Genomic DNA, 19,576 nt, shown 5'->3' on the forward strand with positions numbered 1-19,576 from the left:
ATTAGTTTTCGTGTATATGGTTTTCGTTCTAGCCTGTGATGAAATTGGGATGATCCAATTCATATAAACGGCGATAACGCGGTTCACGCTTCATCAGTTCAAGATGGGAACCTTGCATCACAATGCGTCCTTTTTCGAGGAAAATGATTTCATCCATATGCTCCGCGAAGGCGAGATGATGTGTTACCCAGATAAGCGACTTCCCTGCCAGCGTCTGAATAATAGTCGCTAACAGCTCATGTTCCGTTCGAGGATCGAGGCCTACTGTCGGCTCATCAAGAATCACGACAGGGGTATCTTGAAGCAGAATCCGAGCAAGAGCTACCCGCTGCCGTTCACCGCCTGAGAAGCGTTGACCCGCTTCATGCATAGGAGTCTTGTATCCTTCAGGAAGCGTTGCGATGAGACGTTCTAATCTGACTTGCTCCGCTGCCCTTCGAATTTCATCGTCAGAAGCACTTCGTTTCCCTAATCGAATGTTGTTGCTGACCGTTGTATCGAACAAGTGTGGCTTCTGATTCAATACCGAAATAATTTGTGGAATTTGGATGACTAGAGCATGCGTATCTATTCCATTCATCGTCACTTTGCCTTTACTTGGCGGTATCGCACCTTGGATACATTTGAGAAGTGTCGATTTGCCGGCACCGCTGCGGCCGATGATCATTATTTTCTTACCCTGCGGGATATCTAAGGAAATATCCTCTAAGACTGGTTCTGCTGCATCGCTATAAGCATAACTTACATTTTCAAGATGAATGTGTATATTGGATCGGTCCTTTATCTGTTCTGTATAAGCATCCTCTATCGTTTCTTGGCGTGCAGCATCATCCATTGTGCGAAGTCTGTTCAAAGAATCTTGATAATGAGGTATCCGTTCGATTGCTTCTGACATCGGTACAAATGCATCCATTAACGGAAAAACGATAAGTACAAAAGCAGCAATCATGACGGATTCGATATGCCGATCAGCATACTGATGCCCTGCCCAATACACTATCGACACGACTATAACCCCTACTACACACTGCGCGATAAAGCTTCTTAAGCTCGCCCACCGATGCATGCTGCGCTCTACATCCATAGCCGCTTGTTCATCAGTTTCATAGGTACGAATAAACTGTGAAGCCCTCCCGCTAATCATCCAATCGCTCATCCCAAGAATCGAATCGGTTAATTTCGTATATAGTCGATTTCGCTTATGCTTAAGCTGCTTCGTTCTCTTCTTCGTTAACCATAATGAAACAGCAGGTAATATACATACGAGCACGAAGAGATAAAGTGCCATCAGCAAGGCGAACGATACATCGAACGAGTCGAGTCCTGCGATAACAAGCCCAGATATGACAAGCGCGACAATACTCGGAAATACAGTGCGGAGATATACATTTTGCAAATATTCAATGTCCTCTGAGAGCATCGACAGCATATCACCCGTCCGAAAACGAGATGAAATGAACAGCGCCTGCGGCTCGAGCAGGTGATACAGCCGTATGCGCATTTGAGATAATATACGCAATACCATATCATGCGAGGCCAAACGTTCTACATAATGGAGGGCCGCTCTGCTAATTCCGAACGTCCGTACCAATACAATCGGCACATACACCATAAGAATATTTTCAGGGCGAAGAGCTGACTTGGAAATGAGATACCCGGAAGTAAACATAAGGAGGCAGGCACAACATACCGTTAAAATACCCAAGGCAATGATGACGAGAAACCGCCGCACATAAGTACGGAAATAAGGACGAATCCAACCTTCTTGTCTCATCATGCACCCCCTAGCCCAGAATGAATCATCTTATAGTAAGCACCTTTACGTGCAAGAAGATCTTCATGTGTACCACTCTCAGCTACTTTACCTTGATCCATCACGATAATGTAATCCATATCGGTCATCCAGTGTAACCTGTGGGTAGCAAGCAGCACGAGTTTATCCTCAAACAAAGACAGCATCGTCTCTTTCAGCTCGGTCTCTGTCTCAATATCTAAATGCGCAGTTGGCTCGTCTAGTAGAATAATCGGTCTACGACAGAGAAAAGCTCTCGCGAGCGCAACTCGCTGCTCCTGTCCGCCGCTTAGCTGGCGGCCGCCATTGCCGATTATCTCGTCATATCCATTCGGGAGTTTCTCCGCAAGATCGGATAAACCGGCTCTGTGCACAGCCTCCTTCACATCACCCATCGATGCTTCCGGCGCATAAAATCGTACATTGTCCGCTAAAGAACCGCCGAAAATGTACGGGTGCTGCGGAATGTAGGTAACCTGTTCTTGCCACCACTCGTTTGCAAGAGAGGAAACTTCTATTCCATCCACTTTGATCGTGCCTGACGTGGGATGGAAGAAACCGGCGAGCACATCAATGAGCGACGATTTACCCGCACCGCTCTCGCCGATGATGCCCACTTTCTGAATACCATGAAGCTGGATGGATACATCGTCTAATGACATCGTACCATCCTCTTCACGCTGAAGATGAATATGAGACAGCTGCAATGTACTGTCCTTCGTCCAGAAGGGCCTAGGAACATGATCACTCGGTTCCATGTCCACTGACGGCTGATCAATGATGGACTGAATCGCCTCTCCCGCTTCTTTACCATTCAGCGTCGCATGATAATCTGCTCCCACCATGCGTACAGGGAGAAAATATTCGGGAGCTAATATTAGCACCGTAAGCGCAGTAACCAGCACCATGTTGCCTTCCACAAGCCGAAGACCAAGGCTTACCGCAACCGTGGCAACGGACAGCATCGTGAAGAAATCGAGAGCGAACGAGGACAGGAAAGCGACGCGCAGCGTTCGCATCGTAGCCGATCTATATTTATCGCTTACTCGCCCGATGGTTTCACTATGAGCACGGCTCTGTCCAAGGAATTTCAGCGTCTCTAAGCCGCGCAGTGAATCAACGAAATGATTGGATAACACTTGGTACGACGTTCGTTGTCTTTCCATCTGTCTACGCGCTGCTAGACCGATAAGAATCATAAATATAATTAAGATCGGCATCGTCACCGTCAAAATAATCCCTGACCATACATCCTGCATGTAGATGTATATAAGAATGAGGACAGGTGTAATCGCCGTCCCCATCATACGCGGAAGAAACAGCTCGAGAAAAGTACGGAACTGCAGCACCCCTTCACGTACGAGGGTTACTAAGCTGCCTGCACCTTGCTGTCTAGCGAATATAGGGCCTAATGTAAACAACTGATTTATTAGTCCCTTACGCATACTCTCCCCTGTCTTCTCCGCAAATCGGTAAGCGATCCTCTGCTGCAGCAGAGCAGTCCCATGACGAAGGAGGAAAGCGAGCAGAAACAGCATGATATCAGTAAACTGCTCGTTTAACAGCTCACCGGCGAAGAGTGCGGAAATGACTTCTGCAAGCCATTTGGCCTGCATCACGATCGCTGCGCTCTGTATCAAAGTAAGACAGCCGATCGATAGCATGACTGTCTTACTTCCTTTGTACCGAAGTAAATTTCTACCCATTAGTATTCAAGGTGCTCCTTCTCATGTACACGTCTATGGAATACGAAATAGCTCCAAAGTTGATAGGCGAGCACAAATGGAAGCAACGTCAAGGCCGCGATCGTCATTACCTTAAGGGAATATGCCCCTGAAGAAGCATTGTGAATCGTTAAATCAAATGCATGACCCAGCGAACTGATCATAACCCGAGGGAACAACCCAATGAACACCGATGCGATCGATAAAGCAATCATGGCACCTGTCATCCCGAACGCCCAGCCGTCTTTCTTCAGTTTCATGAAGGCGCCTGACAAGATGAAGGCACATGCTCCTGCAATCGTCACGATCGTTAATAAGACACCATGAACTTTAAACACATCCGTCATCACAAATGTCATCGTTCCAAATACGATGAATGCTGCCGCCAGTGGAAAGAGCAGCTTATGTGCTAGATTTCTTGCTCGCGCCTGTAAATCGCCGGTGGTTCTTAGTGTTGCAAATAAGAGACCGTGCACGAGACAAAGAAGGGTAACCGTAATTCCTCCGATCAGTGTATAGACATTCACAACATCGAAAAATCCCGCATGCATATGCATATTTTTATCAATCGGCAGCCCTTTGAGTATGCTGGCAAACGCGACACCCAGTAGCAAAGGCGGAAGCAGGCTTCCAGCGAAAATAACGACATCCCACGTTTTGCGCCACCCTGAAGAGTCTACTTTGCCTCTGAACTCAAAAGCCACGCCGCGTCCGATGAGCGCAAGAAGCACAAACACCAGCGGTAAATAAAAGCCGCTAAACATCGTAGCATACCAGTTCGGAAAAGCCGCGAACATCGCTCCGCCTGCCGTCAACAGCCACACTTCATTCGCATCCCAGAAAGGTCCGATGGAATTAATAAGAACCCGCCGCTCCGTGTCCGTTCTGCCTATGAATGCAGTGGCCATGCCTACACCATAATCAAACCCTTCAAGGAAGAAAAAGCCGATAAACAATACGGCGACAAGAATAAACCAAAGCTCATTAAGAGACAACATGATAGCCACCCTCCTTATCCATATCGAATGGATCTAGCGAATGTACCTGTGCGGTTACAGTCTCATTCGGACCTTTTTTAATGACACGAACGAACAAGAATACAAGCAGTACCCCCAGAATCGTATAAATCGCTGAAAAGGTAATTAATGAGAAAAGCACTTCTCCTGGACTTACATTCGGTGATATTCCTGCTTCAGTCGTCATCAGTCCGAACACAGTCCACGGCTGACGGCCGATTTCCGTCATAATCCATCCTGCTGAATTGGCGATAATAGGCAGCGAGATCGCAAAAACCATAAAGCGCATAAACCATTTGTTAGGGCTTTCCAATCTGCCGCGCGCCATTAAGTACGTGCCGTACAGCGCAAGAACAATTAAGGCGGCACCGCTCCCAACCATCACTCGGAAGCTCCAAAACGTTGTACGCACCGGCGGAATATAATCACCCTGTCCATATTTCACCTCATATTCCGCTTGAAGCTCCTTCATCCCTTTCACTTCACCGGAAAATTTGCTGTAGGACAAGAAGCTTAGCAGATATGGAATTTTGAGTTCAGCTTTATTCTCCTGCTTCTCAGGGTCAATCGACGCAATAACCGTCCAAGGTGCAGGATCGCCGCTATTTTCCCAGAGACCTTCGCTGGCTGCCATCTTCATCGGCTGTGTCTTCACCAAAAATTGCGCTTGACCGTGCCCGATTAACGCCACTCCGATAGATGATATAAGGCCGACAATGATCGCAACTTGAAACGACTTCTTAAAGAACGATACATCTTGCTTCCTGAGCAGTTTATATGCACTGATCCCTGTAACTAAAAATGCCCCCGTCATATACGCAGCAAGTACAGTATGCGGAAATTCAAGGAGCAGCTGTCCATTCGTAATGAGCGCGAAGAAGTCGGTCATTTGAGCTCTCCCATTATGAACCTCGAAGCCGACAGGTCTTTGCATGAAAGAGTTGGCGGCCAATATCCAAAACGCAGACAGCATTGTTCCAATAGCGACGAGCCAAATAGATGCTAAATGCACACGCTTAGACAGCCTTTCCCAACCGAAAATCCATAAGCCGATGAACGTCGATTCCATAAAGAAAGCGAGCAGCGCTTCAACGGCGAGCGGTGCACCAAATACGTCACCGACAAACCTGGAATATTCAGACCAGTTCATACCGAATTGGAACTCTTGCAATATACCTGTAACGACACCGACTGCAAAGTTAATGAGGAACAGCTTCCCCCAGAACTTCGCCATCTGTTTATATTGTTCATTTCCTTTGACAACGTACATCGACTCCATAATCGCAATTAATAGTGCAAGCCCGATTGAGATCGGTACGAAAATAAAGTGAAAAATCGTCGTCGATGCAAATTGGATACGTCCAAGCATAACCGAATCCATCGCAGTCTACCTTCTTTCTATTTTTATCTTGCCTGATGTTATTGTGGCAGACGCATTGCAGAGAGAATGTGATTTTCATCACAAAATAAATTCATTTAAGTCTATTTCTTAGCAACCGTCACATAATATTAATAAATTGAAGCTCTTTTGCTGACCAAAAGTTGAATTTCTTCTTCAAGAGGAGTAACGTGTAACAAGTAACTAAATTTGCTATTTGCTGGCTTATCGCTGGTCCGCTGGAATCCCTGAAGATCAACGTCAAGCGATGTATGCAGGGATCGCTGCACAGTTGCCAGTGGGTCGTGTAGCAAGTTCCGAAGACATTGCGGAGTCCTACGTCTACTTGGCTAAGAACGGGTTCATCACAGGGTCAGTCGTTCTTATCGACGGCGGCGCTCATTTGGTGTAATGAATTAAACGTAAAGGACCGCTGCCTAAAGCTTAGGTAAGCGGTCCTTTTTATATAAATAGTGCAAATTATGAGGATACTGCAGCCGATTCTCCTGTTGGTTTGGGCGGTACAAGCGCATGCTTCTCCCATATTCTGCTTCTCCAGCGGAAGAACATAATGAAGGCACGCGTCCACTCATCGGCAGCGATCGCGAGCCATATCCCCGGAAGACCTAAATTCCAGTGGAACACGAATAAATATCCGAGCGGAACACTTAAGCCCACCATCGAGATGAGGCCCATATATACAGGGAACTTCGCATCTCCCGAAGCACGAAGGGAGTTAATAAGCACAATGTTAAAGGTACGACCCGTTTCAAGAACGATGCTTAGCAAAATAACCTGTGCGCCTAGCCGAATAATTTCAGGATCATCCGTAAATATACCGAGCAGCGGTTTGCGAACTAAAATGACAATAGCAACCATGAGCAGAGTAGCTGCTTGCGCCCATCTTAAACTTTTCCAAGCTCGCTTATAGGCGTCGTCATTACGACTTGCTCCAACCAAGCGTCCAATGATAATCGCATTCCCGATTCCGATCGCGACCGAGAATAAATACGTGAACATCGAGATGTTCGCAGCATACTGTCTAGCCGCAAAAGCTTGCGCACCTAAATAGGTCGCATAGGATACAAAGATCGTCTGACAAGTTTGGTACGTAATTTGCTCGAAGGCAGACGGAATGCCAACGCCGAGTATTTTACGAATATATTCCTTAGAAAGATTGAAGTAATATTTGAACTCTACTCTCACTTCCATGACGCGATAGAGCAGCCAGAAGAACACGATTAGACTAAGTACACGGCTGATGATCGTAGAGATCGCAGCGCCTTGTACTCCCAGTGCGGGAAATCCCAAGTGACCGGAAATAAGCAAATAGTTAAGTGCTACGTGAACAATATTCATCCCGAGCGAGACATACATCGTCTGCTTCGTAAATCCATAAGTACGAATAATGGCTGATAACGAATTAATGATCGCTTGTAAGAAAATCGCTCCGCCGACAATATGGATATACGACTTAGCAAAATGTAAAATTTCACCTTCTAGATGAAGCACTTGCAGCAGCATTTGACCGAAAATGACAAAAATAATACTAATAATAAGACCAACGATAAAGTTGAGGGTTACCGCTAGAGCTGAAATCTTCGCAGCTTCACGGTACATCTTCGAACCAATGTACTGCGCGATTACAATGGAAGAACCGTTGCCGATCACTTCTAGAATGAGGATCGCAATTTGAATTAACTGATTGGAAGCCCCGACTGCAGAAACGGCATTATCCGATACGGCGCTTAGCATAAAAGTATCTGCAATACCCATGAGCATAAACAGGAGCACTTCTAGAAAGATCGGCCACGTCAGGCGAAATAAATTTAATTCCTTGGACTCTGAATTCGTTTGTTCATTTTCCGAGGCTGTTGCTGTCATGATGTCACCTTCTATTCTTTTACAATTGCATAAAAGATATCCTAGCACAATCACCCTTCGTTTGCACTAAAAAAAGTAATAAACTGGATCTTTTTTTCTTCCTTTATATGTATGAGAGAAGGACAGTTAATATTTCCGTCCGCGCTTCAGAACACAAAAAAACCGGTTCATATCGAACCGGTCATTTAATAGAATCTTCTGCGATGCGGTCTATCAAGCAGTACAATCACGAGAAGATCAAATAATACTAAGGGGAGTATAAACGGAACAAACGAAGTGTGAACTTTCTTATGGTTCTGAACGGAGGATACTTTCAAATACACCCGACTTTTAGTCACTTTCACGATTTTGCCGTAAAATGTACTGCCAAACTTCGTTTTAATTTTCACTTGCTTATTCATATATCTTCGAGCCGTCTTATAATGGGAATTGACTGACATGAGAAGCCCTCCCTTCTATAAAACAGCATATGACGCTATGCTCATAGAGGTGAGGGCTTCTTTATAGACTTCATTGAATGGTTTATGATTTCTTCTTCATTACAGCATTCGGAATAGAGATTAATAGAATGTGCAGAACAATCGAACAAACGGCCCCGACGATCACACTGTTAGACAGCATCGTGCCTATTAATCCTTTTATTCCGCTGCCGTACGGAGGGAGTGCAATTGCCAGCAATATCGATAGACCCGCAATGATATAATTGGCATCCGTCTTCTCAATGCGGGAAAGAATCGAAATTCCGGTGAACACAAGCGACGCCGCTGCCGGTAAGAAGATGCCGCCGATGACTGCATCTGGAGTTAATGCTAACAGCGCACCCGCTTTCGGTACGAATCCGAGTATGATAAAAATAACGGCGGCGATCATTACAGGATATCTCGATCCTACTCCCGTAAGACGAAGCAGCCCAACGTTCTGTGCATATGCTGTTGTTGGGAATCCTCCAAAGAAGGTAGAAATGATCGATCCGATCGATTCGCCTGCAAAGCCATAGCGGATTCTTCTTCTATCTAATTCCACATTCGTCATATCAGCAGCAGCCTGATATACTCCCATCCCTTCAATCACCGCAGCCATATAAGCGATGAAAAAAGGTAAGAACGTCGCCCAATTCATCTCGAACTTTCCATATGGAAATAGCTGCGGGATACTAAACCAGCTCTTCTCGCCAACGATTCCAAAATTGATTTTCCCTAACAGCAGAGCAATGAAATCTCCGACAAGGAGTCCAATGAGAAACGCGTACGATTTCCATCTTCCCTTACCGAAGACAGAAAGGATAATGACCGTTAATGCCGTTGGTATCGACATGAGCAGAGTAGTAGAAGATGCAAAGCCCGGTGAATCCGGCGTGCCGCCAAGAAATTCAGAAAGTGTAAATCCGGACAAAGCAATGCCGACGACAAAAATGACCGTCCCCGAAACAACCGGAGTAAATAAAATCTTGAGCCGTCCAAGAATCCCCGTAATCGCCATCACAAACACAATGAGAGCACTTAATACAATGCCCCCTCCTGCTGCTGCAAGTCCGCCTGCTTTACCTGTTGAAATCATTAAAGCATCAAACGCCGCAGACGGCCCCTGCACCACAGGCAATCGAACAAGCTTCGTTGCTTGGACTAATGTCACCAAACCGGCCCCTATAAATATGGCATTCACAATATTGGCAGATTGCGTAAGCGGAAGCCCAATCATCGCTGCGATAAAGATCGGATCGAGCCATACATTAGAAACGAACACATGCTGCAGCCCGAAGAGCAGCGATTTTCCAAAAGGCAGCTTGTCCTCTATACCGATCGAAATTTGAGGTTCACCATTCATAGCCTATCACCGCCTCTTTCAATTCCCGCGCCGCTTCCTGCACATGATCTGCTAAGCTGATTGCAGAAATAACAGATACCCCATCTGCACCCGCATCAACGACTGATTTAGCATTATGGGCGGTAATGCCGCCGATCCCGACGATTGGAATGTCCATTCCTTGATCTCGCAGAAGACGGATGAGCGACGTTCCTTGTACAGCCTTCGCATCTTCTTTGGATGTAGTCGGAAACACAGGGCCTAAGCCAAGATAGTCCGCGCCTTGAGAGACAGCAAGCTTCGCTTCCTCTAAAGTGTGTGCAGACACGCCGAGGATCTTATTTCCGATTCTTTGGCGGACGACCTCTGCAGACTCATCATCCTGTCCTATATGAACCCCATCCGCATCCAGCGACAGAGCCAAATCAATATCATCATTCACGATAAACGGAATTCCGTGTTGTCTGCATACCGATTGCACTTGCTTCGCAAACGCATATTTTTCCTCGCCTAATAGAGCTCCGTTTCCTTTTTCACGGAACTGGAACAACGTGATGCCGCCTTTGATGGCTTCGCGAATCACCTGAAGCGGATCTATCTTGCAATTGACGCTGCCCATGATGAAATACAATTTCAGTAGATTTCTCATCTCTTCGCTTGAAATTCTAGTCATTCACGTTCACCCCGGGTAACTCTGGATTGCTGTTTGGCAAGTCTTTGTCCATATGCCCAATGATTGGTCGGACCATGGCCCCCGCCAATGCCTAACGTGTCCTCAATCGCAGCTTGAATGAATTTTTTAGCCGTCTGAACAGCGTCTGGAACACTATTCCCTTTGGCAAGTTCTGCGGTTATTGCCGCCGCAAATGTACATCCCGTACCATGGGTGTGAGGGGTGTCCACTCGGTAGCCCGTATAATATGAAAAAGTACGCCCATCATACAATACATCCACGACTTCATCAGATGCCTCGCTATGGCCGCCTTTAATGACTACATATTTTGCGCCATAAGCAGCTAGTCGCTCAGCCGCTTCTTGCTGATCTTCCAAGGTTCGTATCGACATACCTGTTAATACTTCAGCCTCTGGAATATTCGGTGTAACGACTTTCGTAAGCGGAAGCAAATGATCAATTAATGCATGAACTGCTTCATTCTGAAGCAGAGATGCGCCGCCTTTCGCAATCATGACGGGGTCAACAACTACATTCTCCCATCCAAAAGACTGAATGGATCCAGCCACAGCCTCAATAATTTCAGCACTGTACAGCATTCCTGTCTTCAGCGCATCAACACCTAGATCGGCTCCAACGGATTCAATCTGCTGTATGACGGCCTTAGCAGGCAGCGGATACACGCCTTGGACCCCTAATGTATTCTGTGCGGTAACTGCGGTTATTGCAGACATCCCAAATACTTTGAGTTCTTGGAAAGTTTTCAAATCTGCTTGAATGCCGGCTCCCCCTCCACTGTCAGAACCTGCAATCGTTAATGCTTTATATATTGTCATCGCCCTCCTCCTCCTGCCTGATGTAAATTTGCCAGCTCCTGCACTGATCCAGCACTTTGGATGTCTTCAGAGGATACTTTCATCAATTGATTTAATAACTCGATTTGGAAGCTGCCTGGCCCTTCTTCTGCTTTTCGGTTAGCGGCTATTTCTGCTGCTACCCCGTAGGTGGTCAACGCTGAAGCTCCCGCTAAGAGCCAGTCTTTCTCCACTGCCAAAAATGCGCCAATGACTGAGGTGAGTAAACAGCCTGTTCCAGTCACCTTGGTAAGTAGTGGATGTCCATTTCGAATCAAATATCCAGACTCCCCATCCGTAATGACATCCTCTCTGCCCGTAATGGCAACAATCGTATTTAGCTGTTTAGCGGCCTTCTGTGCTAGCAGTATGGTATCTTCACCAGAAGACTTCCCTGCGTCCACACCCTTAATCTCCCATCGTTCACCGATGACATGGGCTAATTCAGCCGCATTCCCCCGAATCACGTTAACTTCTACTTCTTGCACAATCTTCCGGGCAGCAGCTGTCCGATATGGGGTAGCTCCGGCACCAACTGGATCAAACACAACAGGAACATGGTGTGCGTTCGCTGATTTGCCAGCGATGATCATGGCCTGAACGACCTCTTCGGTCAATGTCCCCATATTGAGCACAAGCGCTCCGGCGATTCTCGCCATGTCAGCGACTTCTTCTTTGGCATAGGCCATCACTGGGGATGCGCCTAATGCAAGTAAACCGTTGGCTGTAAAGTTCGTCACGACAACATTCGTAATGTTGTGTACAAGCGGATTTGCTGCTCTTACTTGGTCTACGAGCGAAGCAATACGATTCATCAGCATCGTTCATCCAACCTTCCATTCTGTACGTTATTGGAACCGGTGGATAATGAACTGCAGAGGGATAAAGAGGATTCAAAAACGCAGAAATCATTAAATACCAAATAAAAAAACACATGGGTAATCCATGTGTATTCTTTACACGGTTACTCCCTACGCTGGCATTACCCAACAGGTTCGAACGGTCTACGACAGTATAGTCGTACTCTCAGCTTGCTTCCGCAGGCTCCCGTTATATTTTTAACCACATCATAATCGTTTAAAAAACAAAAAGCAATAGGGGTAGGGCGTCATTCATGTTTTCATACCCAAGTGGTTATAGTAACAAATGATCCCTTATTAAGGAGGTTCTGTCCATGGATAATACGCATGAATTTGTGGAGAAACTGCACGACACTCAGGCGAAAGCTGAGAAAAATAAACGACGCTTCGGCAAAGGCACACCTGGAGATAAACTGCCAGGCAAACAGCACAGTACCAACAAATAACGAATCAACATCCGCGGTCTTGGCGATCGCGGATTTTTTTATGGGTGCATCTTACGCAGGTCTGTGGTATAGTACTGATGAATAAAATTGAAGAAGAAAATCTAAGATCGTTATTTTAAAAGATCTTAGGAGAGGTTCGCGAACTCCCTCTATAAAAAACTAAGGACATAAACGACACTATCGTTACATGTATAGGTATCGTTTTTTTCTATTGCTTTTAGTTTTTTTACAATTTAGAGCAAGTTCCAGGAATCTCGTTCTTCTTTTCATTTACGGCGTAAGCCCATAGAAAAGGGAGGAGATTTTTTTATGTCAGCAGGTAGAAGCAAAGACGAAATGAAGGACATTACCCTTCTCGGCAATCAAGGCACGAGCTATGTTTTCAACTATGATCCTAAGCTTCTCGAGTCTTTTGATAACAAACATCCAGACCGAGATTATTTCGTAAAGTTTAATTGCCCTGAATTTACAAGCTTGTGTCCGATTACGGGACAGCCGGATTTTGCGACGATCTATATCTCGTATATTCCAGATCAGAAAATGGTGGAAAGCAAATCGCTGAAGCTGTATTTGTTCAGTTTCCGCAACCACGGTGATTTCCACGAAGACTGCATCAATATCATTATGAACGATCTCATTGATTTAATGCAGCCGCGTTACATTGAAGTATGGGGTGAATTCACGCCTAGAGGCGGCATCTCGATCGATCCGTACTGCAACTGGGGTAAGCCTGGAACGAAGTACGAAGCAATGGCTGAGCATCGTCTGCTCAATCATGACTTGTATCCTGAAAAAGTGGATAATCGATAGGAGGACATTTATTTGAATATACTGCTCATTCTTTTATATTTAGTTGCTATAACGTTAGCGAACGTTGTGACGGCTTCGTTTGCACCGTTATCATTGGGCGCACTTATTGTGCCTGCCGGATCATTCCTGATCGGCGTTACTTTCATTCTTCGTGACCTCGTGCAAAATGCTGTTGGTCGCGCTAAAACTTACACTACGATCGTAGTAGCTATGGTTTTGTCGGCGGTTACTTCTTATCTGCTCGGCGACACGCTATGGATTGTGTTCGCTTCCGCCGTTACGTTCTTAATCTCTGAATCAACGGATACTGAAATTTATACGAGACTGAACCTGCCAATGTCGCTGAAAGTGATGTACAGCGGCATTGTCGGCGGCATTATTGACAGTGTCGTGTTTATTATTATCGGCTTGTCCCCGCTCGGTGCAGGATTCCTACCATGGGATGCAGTTGGCTATGCCATCTTAGGTCAGATTATCGTCAAAACCGTACTGCAACTTATCGGTGCGCTCATTGTCGGCATGATCGAAAGAAGCAGAGATCCTTACAAAATATAATGTGAATAAGGGGGGTGTCCCAAGGCCATTTTGGCAACGGGATACCCCCCCTTTTTTGTTCTTCAACTTCGATATTGCGTAAAGCCACTTCTTATGATCAATCCCTAAGCTTCCATTGCTGTAAATACTCCATATGCATACGCAGCTGAGGTTCACCGACCTCATGCCCGGAGAAAGGATGAACGTCTAAATGCTTCTCGGCCTGAATCTGATTGTACGCAGCGAAGATCGATTCCGGCCAGCAGACTGTATCCTTCAGCCCCACTGACATCCGAACAGGACAATGAATACGATAGGCTAAATTCATCACGTCAAAGAATGCCAAATTGTGCATAACGAGATCGAATTGGTCGGGGCGACGCTTCACATATTCTGCTACCTCTGCTAAAGACCCCACAGAATGCATGACGCCAAAATCGAGATGGCACATATTCGGAATGTCTGCAATAACTAGTGACACTTTAGTGTTAAGCGCTGAGGCTAGCAAAGCGAGTCCTCCCCCTTGGCTGCCGCCCATTACCGCAATTTTGTAAGGGTTGATTTCGGCACGGCTGCTGACCCAATCCACAGCTTTCACCGCATCTATGGCCGCCGCCATATAGTAGCTTTGTTCCTTCTGGGTAATATTTTGTGTAATCCACCCTTTGGTTGTGCCATGAGCACTATACAGCCTATTCCCTGTATCTCCGCCTTGTCCTCTTGTATCTACCGCAAAGACAGCGTAACCAAGTAGAAGCCAGGAAGCATATCTCTCCGGCAAGCCCCGATCTGCGGTGTACCCTTGATATATGACAATACATGGATATTGATCTAAATTCAAAAATGAAGGAACTAAATACCAGCCATGGACAGGCGTCTCATCAAAGCCTTCATATGTCACATGATAAACATCAACACCGTTTAACGGACTCTTGTAAGGATTCATGGATCCATTTAGAGGTTTATGATCGAAGTTCATAAGGACGTTGTCCCAAAAACGATCAAGCTCAGCTGCCTCTGCAGTTCGTGGAGGAGCATATTGAACCAATTCTTGTATTCGGCGCTTAATAGCATTCATAAGAACTCTTAGCCTCCTCGTGTTTATCATTTCATTTCTATAATCTATGTTGTATTCCTTGTTCCAATCTCCATTTCCTCCCAGACTAAATCAAAAAGACGCCTGATCATTGAATATCAGGCGCCGGATTGTATTTATTGTACTTTAAATTTACTCATCAATTGCTGCAAGTGGATTGCCATTTCAGACAGGGCATTTGCAGATGCGGATATTTCGTCCATCGATGCAAGTTGTTCCTCTGCAGAAGCAGCTACATTCTGAGAATGCGCGGAATTTTCCTTCGATATAGCCGTAATTCCAGCCACCGTCGCTGTAACCTCCTCGGCACTTGCTGACATTTGCTGCGCTGTTGCTGCCATCTCGTCGATTTGCGCTCCCATTTGCTCCATTGCAGCGAGGATTTCCGCAAAACTTTCTTGCGTTTTATTCGCAATTCCAAGCCCATCTTGTACGTCTATTTTCACTTGATGCATCGACTCATTCGAGCGAGTCATATCACGCTGAATCACTTCAATTAATTCGGCAATTTGCGTTGAGGATTGCTGCGATTGCTCTGCGAGCTTGCGAACTTCATCTGCTACAACGGCAAAGCCTTTGCCGTGTTCACCTGCTCTTGCTGCCTCAATGGCTGCATTTAAGGCTAGTAAATTCGTACGGCTTGCGATATCTGTAATAACCTGCGTAATTTCACCGATCTCTGTCGATCTTTCATCTAAGGATTGGATGACTTCTCCGCTCTCATGTACAGAATGATAGATCGCATTCATTTGGTTAACGGTGCTTTCCACAAGCTCTCCGCCTTGTTTGGCTTTATCCGCTGTATATTTGCCTCTTTCAGCGATATCCGATGAGCTTTCAGCAATATGCTGCACGCCAACCGTTACTTCTTCCAGCGCTTTCTCGCTCTCTTCTACGCTTGTCATTTGGCTCTCAGCTCCGCTTGCCACTTGCTGAATAACCTCTGTGATATGCTTCGTTGCTTGGCTTGTCTGCTCGGCTCCAGCTGTCAGCTCTTCGGATGAAGCGGCAACTTGCTCGGACGTGCGCAGCACTTCTTGAATCATCGTGCTGAGACTGCTCTTCATTCGATTATAACTGCTTGCAAGATCGCTAAGCTCATCTCCGGATTTATCTACAATCTCAGTAGTGAAATCTCCATTCCCTGCACGATCAAGTGCTGTAGCGATAGCCGACAATCTCTTCTTCAATTTTCTCGTAAACAAGAATGTAATGAGCGATGAAATAAGAATCGTAATAACGAGAACGGTAATGAATCCTTTCAAGAATTTGTTTACCGTTTCATCGATCATGTTTTGCGGTGCGCCGACATAGAAGATACCCATAGTTGTCCCTTTTGCATCTTTTATAGGCATATATGCCGCCTGATAGATATTTCCCACTTCATTTGCTTCACCATAATAAGGCTTACCTTGTTTTAGAACTACATCAGCTATTTCCGGTGATACTTTGGTTCCTATTGCACGTTGCCCATCTTTCATGACATTCGTAATAATACGCGTCTCCCATTGAAACACGGTTACGGTATCTCCCGTAACTTTACCGATTTCATCCACAATATCATTGTTATCCGTTATAACGGTATGTCCCTTGAATAGTTGGCCATTATTAAAAGCCCAATCACCAGGATATTTAGCGTCCAAGTAACGATAAGCTAAATCTAGATCGCCCTTTGCTTTATCCGTTGCAAATTGTTTTATACCTTCCTTTTCCTGCTCGATCACTGCCACGCCGATAACAGCAGACAAAAATAAAACGATACCTAATACAATGAAATTGATCTTAGCACTTAGGCTTAAGTTCAACTTAAATTTAATTTTCCATTTTATCTTTCTAGTAAGCATTCTCCGTCTCCTTTACCCTTCTACCAATCTAAATTTTTACAGCATTAAATATTTTCGACAAAAAATTATATTACACCGTTATTTGGTAATTTTCTAGGTATGTTTTTCCATTATATATGGATAAAATGTGACAAGGGCACATTTGCCATATCCATGATGAGGACGGAATTTCCTTTGTGCTTAAGGGGTAAACAAAAGAAGAGATCACTCAGCTAGAGTCATCTCTTCTATTATTGTTTTCTCTTACTTCCATTCAAAATACAGATGATAATGGTTTCTGCATCCTGGATTAAAATGAGCGTGACAAGTAGGACAAATATAATTACTGTTCAAGTAATCATGAATCGTCATCTCAGTGCCGCACTGTCCGCATAGGACAGCTTTGGTGTCCCACTCATTTCTTGACCAAGCAATAGGCTCATGCCCCGCTGCTTCCTCATGGCAGAAATAACAGCCATAGTAGGTATCGCAGCATTTGAATTTAATAGCGATAATATCAATCTCACTGTGATAATGAGCACATCTGGTATGGTGATCAATGGCGCCTGCTACATGTATCAAAATATCATCTTCTTTCGTATCTTCAGTTCATTCCTATTAAAATCGATGAAGCTGTAATGAGTCAAAGCGAACTGGATTTTTTTGTATTGTTATGGGTGCATTTATGTAGTAATATACGACTATATTAGCACTATATTCCTATACCACTACAAGGAATGATCACAATGAGCTTACACGTTGATAATTGCCCAAATTGCGGGGCTGTATTCCAAAAAAACCTTAGAAACTTGTGCCCTTCCTGTAGTAGCCAAATAGATGCTGACATAGATTGCTGCATAAAATACTTATGGAAGCACCCAAATGCTACAACTAAAGAACTAAGTGAGGCTACGCAAATACATACTTCGGTCATTATTAAATATATCAAACAAGGCAAACTCTCAAGAAGCTATAACAATCTTACTTATCCTTGTGAGTGCTGCGGCAAACAAATTAGAGATAACCGTCTATGTTTTAGCTGCGCTGCTTCGTTCAAAGAAATTGCGAACCAAATCAATACGGCTATCTCATATACAAGAGCGAGTGCATATAAGATCAATGAATCGGTATAAATCAATGTCTTGTTTCTTGCTTAAGCGGTAAATGCACACGGAATCTGGTCCCTTCTCCAAGTCTGCTATCCACTTCAATGGTTCCGTGATGCTTATCGATAATCTTCTTCACAATGGACAGCCCAAGTCCACTGCCGCCGATTGAGCGGTTTCTAGACTTATCTCCTTTAAAAAACCGTTCGAAAATCCGTGTCTGATCTTCCTCTGATATACCAATTCCTGTATCCGCTATAGATACCGTTACTTTATTATCGTGCGGTTCTATTGCTATCGTGATCGTCCCGCCTATGGGTGTAAATTTAATACTGTTATGAATAAGGTTGTTCCATACTTGACTAAGCATCTCTTCATCTGCAACGATGTTCGTTTCGACTAGACGGAGTTCCACATCAATGGATTTGTCTAACCACTGCGGTTCAGATGCTAGAACAATGCTTCGCAGCTGTCCGTCTAGACTATACGGCTTAGGATCAAATGGATGATGTTCAGAATCGAGAGAAGTTAGTTTGAGCAGATTATCACTTAGTTTTGATAATCGCTTGCTCTCCGTCTCAATAATGGACAAATAATGCTGCCGCTCCTCGCTGCTGAGTTGATCACTTTGCAGTGCCTGAGCGAAGCCGTTTATAGACGTTAATGGCGATTGAATTTCGTGAGAGACATTAGAGATAAACTCCTGCCGCATGTCTTCAATCTGCTTTAATTCGTGCGCCATCATATTAAGATTGTCAACAACTTCGCTATATTCGTCTGGGAATTGTGATTTATTGCCTAGATGGACGCTAAAATCGCCCTTAGCGATTTGCTTCATGGCGCCAGTGATCATATCAATTAATGCCATTTGTTTGGGCCTGTGGTAAAGAACGAAACAGACCAGCAAAATGAACATGAGAATACATCCTATCAAAGTGTTAATCAGCTGTGTTACATAATTGGAAGGATGGTAATCGATATTTCGATAGATGAACGAGGTCAGCAGGAATGCGGCAGAGACGGTTGCTGTAATTCCACCTACCCAAAAGATAATTCCAAGCAATATTTTCATCCATGCCGGCAGTTTTCTCATTGATTCCCCTCCAGCCTGTAACCGAGTCCCCGAACGGTCGTAATCTTTAAGGGCAACTGCCACTCCCCAAATTTGTCACGCAATCTGCTTATATGGACGTCTAAGGTTCGCTCGTTGCCGTCAAAGTCATATCCCCATATATCTTCAATCAACTGCTCCCTTGCCAGCGTTTTGCCAGAATGACTAGCTAGTTTGAATAGCAACTCGAATTCTTTGAGCGGCAGGATTACGTCTTGCTCACGCACCTTCATTTCAAACGTCTGACGATTCATCGACAGATGACCTAGGGTAACCGTTTGGGAGACCGATATTCTGTAACGTTTCAGCAGCGCTCTTACTCTAGCAACTAGCTCTGCAGGTTCGAATGGCTTGACGAGATAATCGTCTGTTCCGAGCTCAAAGCCTTTAATTTTATCGATAGTTTCCCCTTTCGCTGTAAGCATCAGAAGTGGGAAATCATAATCTCTTCTTAGCTCCTTGCAAAGCTGCCACCCATCCATGTTCGGCATCATGATATCGAGAATAGCCATATCCGCCTTCACCGATTCCAGCTTAAGCAAAGCCTCTTCTCCATCGGAAGCCTCGTAAACTTCGAATCCTTCCCTCTTCAGAAACAGACTAACCAATTCGCGGATATGCGGATCATCATCTACTACCAAAATATTAACCACTACGAACCCCTTC

Annotated in this window: 19 protein-coding genes and 1 riboswitch; of the genes, 4 read left to right on the plus strand and 15 right to left on the minus strand. The window is 45.0% G+C overall.

Annotation, left to right across the window (positions count from 1 at the left end; genetic code table 11):
- Positions 1 to 28: 28 nt before the first annotated feature.
- From cydC to J2Z20_RS08265, 4 genes are read right to left on the minus strand one after another with little or no spacing between them, the layout of a single operon-like run.
- Positions 29 to 1,774, minus strand: coding sequence for a thiol reductant ABC exporter subunit CydC (gene cydC / locus J2Z20_RS08250; RefSeq protein WP_209847982.1), 1,746 nt, complete (start codon positions 1,772 to 1,774; stop codon positions 29 to 31).
- The gene (gene cydD / locus J2Z20_RS08255; RefSeq protein WP_209847984.1) at positions 1,774 to 3,498 is read right to left on the minus strand and encodes a thiol reductant ABC exporter subunit CydD; all 1,725 of its coding nucleotides are present in this window, start codon (positions 3,496 to 3,498) and stop codon (positions 1,774 to 1,776) included. Before cydD ends, cydC begins: the two co-directional genes overlap by 1 nt.
- On the minus strand, positions 3,498 to 4,514 hold the full coding sequence (gene cydB, locus J2Z20_RS08260) for a cytochrome d ubiquinol oxidase subunit II (protein ID WP_209847986.1): 1,017 nt from the start codon (positions 4,512 to 4,514) through the stop codon (positions 3,498 to 3,500). The genes cydD and cydB overlap by 1 nt, the downstream gene beginning before the upstream one ends.
- Complete coding sequence (locus J2Z20_RS08265; RefSeq protein ID WP_209847988.1) at positions 4,501 to 5,913, minus strand: cytochrome ubiquinol oxidase subunit I; 1,413 nt, start codon at positions 5,911 to 5,913, stop codon at positions 4,501 to 4,503. Before J2Z20_RS08265 ends, cydB begins: the two co-directional genes overlap by 14 nt.
- Positions 5,914 to 6,127: 214 nt before the next feature.
- Between J2Z20_RS08265 and J2Z20_RS08270 the strand changes: the two genes are divergently transcribed.
- Positions 6,128 to 6,322: an SDR family oxidoreductase gene (locus J2Z20_RS08270; protein WP_245252112.1), complete on the plus strand. Its 195-nt coding sequence runs from the start codon at positions 6,128 to 6,130 to the stop codon at positions 6,320 to 6,322.
- A gap of 68 nt (positions 6,323 to 6,390) precedes the next feature.
- Here J2Z20_RS08270 and J2Z20_RS08275 read toward each other — a convergent pair whose 3' ends face one another.
- The 6 genes from J2Z20_RS08275 to thiM all read right to left on the minus strand — a co-directional run bounded on the left by J2Z20_RS08275 (position 6,391) and on the right by thiM (position 11,945).
- A complete protein-coding gene (locus tag J2Z20_RS08275; RefSeq protein ID WP_209847990.1) occupies positions 6,391 to 7,794 on the minus strand; it encodes an MATE family efflux transporter in 1,404 nt (467 codons plus the stop codon).
- Positions 7,795 to 7,979: 185 nt separating this feature from the next.
- Positions 7,980 to 8,234, minus strand: a complete 255-nt coding sequence (locus J2Z20_RS08280; RefSeq protein ID WP_209847993.1) for a hypothetical protein — start codon at positions 8,232 to 8,234, stop codon at positions 7,980 to 7,982.
- A gap of 82 nt (positions 8,235 to 8,316) precedes the next feature.
- Positions 8,317 to 9,618, minus strand: a complete 1,302-nt coding sequence (locus J2Z20_RS08285; RefSeq protein WP_209847996.1) for a solute carrier family 23 protein — start codon at positions 9,616 to 9,618, stop codon at positions 8,317 to 8,319.
- Positions 9,608 to 10,270, minus strand: coding sequence for a thiamine phosphate synthase (gene thiE / locus J2Z20_RS08290; protein ID WP_209847999.1), 663 nt, complete (start codon positions 10,268 to 10,270; stop codon positions 9,608 to 9,610). Before thiE ends, J2Z20_RS08285 begins: the two co-directional genes overlap by 11 nt.
- A complete protein-coding gene (gene thiD / locus J2Z20_RS08295) occupies positions 10,267 to 11,106 on the minus strand; it encodes a bifunctional hydroxymethylpyrimidine kinase/phosphomethylpyrimidine kinase (RefSeq protein WP_209848001.1) in 840 nt (279 codons plus the stop codon). Before thiD ends, thiE begins: the two co-directional genes overlap by 4 nt.
- A complete protein-coding gene (gene thiM, locus J2Z20_RS08300) occupies positions 11,103 to 11,945 on the minus strand; it encodes a hydroxyethylthiazole kinase (protein WP_209848004.1) in 843 nt (280 codons plus the stop codon). The genes thiD and thiM overlap by 4 nt, the downstream gene beginning before the upstream one ends.
- 353 nt (positions 11,946 to 12,298) lie before the next feature.
- Here thiM and J2Z20_RS08305 point away from each other — a divergent pair, with 353 nt between their 5' ends.
- From J2Z20_RS08305 to J2Z20_RS08315, 3 genes are all read left to right on the plus strand, one after another.
- Entirely contained in the window at positions 12,299 to 12,430 is a 132-nt protein-coding gene (locus tag J2Z20_RS08305; protein ID WP_209848007.1) for a DUF4023 domain-containing protein, read from the plus strand.
- 125 nt (positions 12,431 to 12,555) lie between these two features.
- Positions 12,556 to 12,599: riboswitch (PreQ1 riboswitch) on the plus strand.
- A 140-nt stretch (positions 12,600 to 12,739) separates the two neighbouring features.
- Positions 12,740 to 13,240, plus strand: coding sequence for a preQ(1) synthase (gene queF / locus J2Z20_RS08310; RefSeq protein WP_209848010.1), 501 nt, complete (start codon positions 12,740 to 12,742; stop codon positions 13,238 to 13,240).
- A gap of 21 nt (positions 13,241 to 13,261) precedes the next feature.
- The gene (locus J2Z20_RS08315; RefSeq protein ID WP_209848246.1) at positions 13,262 to 13,795 is read left to right on the plus strand and encodes a VUT family protein; all 534 of its coding nucleotides are present in this window, start codon (positions 13,262 to 13,264) and stop codon (positions 13,793 to 13,795) included.
- A gap of 97 nt (positions 13,796 to 13,892) precedes the next feature.
- Here the strand turns inward: J2Z20_RS08315 and J2Z20_RS08320 are convergent, their stop codons facing one another.
- The 5 genes from J2Z20_RS08320 to J2Z20_RS08340 all read right to left on the minus strand — a co-directional run bounded on the left by J2Z20_RS08320 (position 13,893) and on the right by J2Z20_RS08340 (position 19,563).
- Complete coding sequence (locus J2Z20_RS08320; protein WP_209848013.1) at positions 13,893 to 14,852, minus strand: acetylxylan esterase; 960 nt, start codon at positions 14,850 to 14,852, stop codon at positions 13,893 to 13,895.
- Between the two features lie 134 nt (positions 14,853 to 14,986).
- Positions 14,987 to 16,714 carry a methyl-accepting chemotaxis protein gene (locus tag J2Z20_RS08325; RefSeq protein WP_209848015.1) on the minus strand — a complete coding sequence of 576 codons (1,728 nt, stop codon included), beginning with the start codon at positions 16,712 to 16,714 and terminating at the stop codon, positions 14,987 to 14,989.
- Positions 16,715 to 16,957: 243 nt separating this feature from the next.
- Complete coding sequence (locus tag J2Z20_RS08330) at positions 16,958 to 17,275, minus strand: CHY zinc finger protein (RefSeq protein ID WP_209848018.1); 318 nt, start codon at positions 17,273 to 17,275, stop codon at positions 16,958 to 16,960.
- A 552-nt stretch (positions 17,276 to 17,827) separates the two neighbouring features.
- Positions 17,828 to 18,892 (minus strand): HAMP domain-containing sensor histidine kinase, encoded by a 1,065-nt coding sequence (locus J2Z20_RS08335; protein ID WP_209848021.1) that lies wholly within the window; start codon positions 18,890 to 18,892, stop codon positions 17,828 to 17,830.
- Complete coding sequence (locus J2Z20_RS08340; protein ID WP_209848024.1) at positions 18,889 to 19,563, minus strand: response regulator transcription factor; 675 nt, start codon at positions 19,561 to 19,563, stop codon at positions 18,889 to 18,891. Before J2Z20_RS08340 ends, J2Z20_RS08335 begins: the two co-directional genes overlap by 4 nt.
- Positions 19,564 to 19,576: the final 13 nt, after the last annotated feature.

Origin of the sequence: Paenibacillus sediminis (assembly GCF_017873765.1) — a bacterium.
Lineage (GTDB): Bacteria > Bacillota > Bacilli > Paenibacillales > Paenibacillaceae > Paenibacillus_AG > Paenibacillus_AG sediminis.

Excerpts from the sequence above, each read along its gene's own strand:
- cydC (WP_209847982.1), bottom strand. The coding sequence starts at position 1,774 with ATGAGACAAGAAGGTTGGATTCGTCCTTATTTCCGTACTTATGTGCGG.
- J2Z20_RS08265 (WP_209847988.1), bottom strand. The coding sequence starts at position 5,913 with ATGGATTCGGTTATGCTTGGACGTATCCAATTTGCATCGACGACGATT.
- cydB (WP_209847986.1), bottom strand. The coding sequence starts at position 4,514 with ATGTTGTCTCTTAATGAGCTTTGGTTTATTCTTGTCGCCGTATTGTTT.
- J2Z20_RS08325 (WP_209848015.1), bottom strand. The coding sequence starts at position 16,714 with ATGCTTACTAGAAAGATAAAATGGAAAATTAAATTTAAGTTGAACTTA.
- J2Z20_RS08275 (WP_209847990.1), bottom strand. The coding sequence starts at position 7,794 with ATGACAGCAACAGCCTCGGAAAATGAACAAACGAATTCAGAGTCCAAG.
- thiE (WP_209847999.1), bottom strand. The coding sequence starts at position 10,270 with ATGACTAGAATTTCAAGCGAAGAGATGAGAAATCTACTGAAATTGTAT.
- thiD (WP_209848001.1), bottom strand. The coding sequence starts at position 11,106 with ATGACAATATATAAAGCATTAACGATTGCAGGTTCTGACAGTGGAGGG.
- J2Z20_RS08335 (WP_209848021.1), bottom strand. The coding sequence starts at position 18,892 with ATGAGAAAACTGCCGGCATGGATGAAAATATTGCTTGGAATTATCTTT.
- J2Z20_RS08285 (WP_209847996.1), bottom strand. The coding sequence starts at position 9,618 with ATGAATGGTGAACCTCAAATTTCGATCGGTATAGAGGACAAGCTGCCT.
- thiM (WP_209848004.1), bottom strand. The coding sequence starts at position 11,945 with ATGCTGATGAATCGTATTGCTTCGCTCGTAGACCAAGTAAGAGCAGCA.
- cydD (WP_209847984.1), bottom strand. The coding sequence starts at position 3,498 with ATGGGTAGAAATTTACTTCGGTACAAAGGAAGTAAGACAGTCATGCTA.
- J2Z20_RS08320 (WP_209848013.1), bottom strand. The coding sequence starts at position 14,852 with ATGAATGCTATTAAGCGCCGAATACAAGAATTGGTTCAATATGCTCCT.
- J2Z20_RS08280 (WP_209847993.1), bottom strand. The coding sequence starts at position 8,234 with ATGTCAGTCAATTCCCATTATAAGACGGCTCGAAGATATATGAATAAG.
- queF (WP_209848010.1), top strand. The coding sequence starts at position 12,740 with ATGTCAGCAGGTAGAAGCAAAGACGAAATGAAGGACATTACCCTTCTC.
- J2Z20_RS08305 (WP_209848007.1), top strand. The coding sequence starts at position 12,299 with ATGGATAATACGCATGAATTTGTGGAGAAACTGCACGACACTCAGGCG.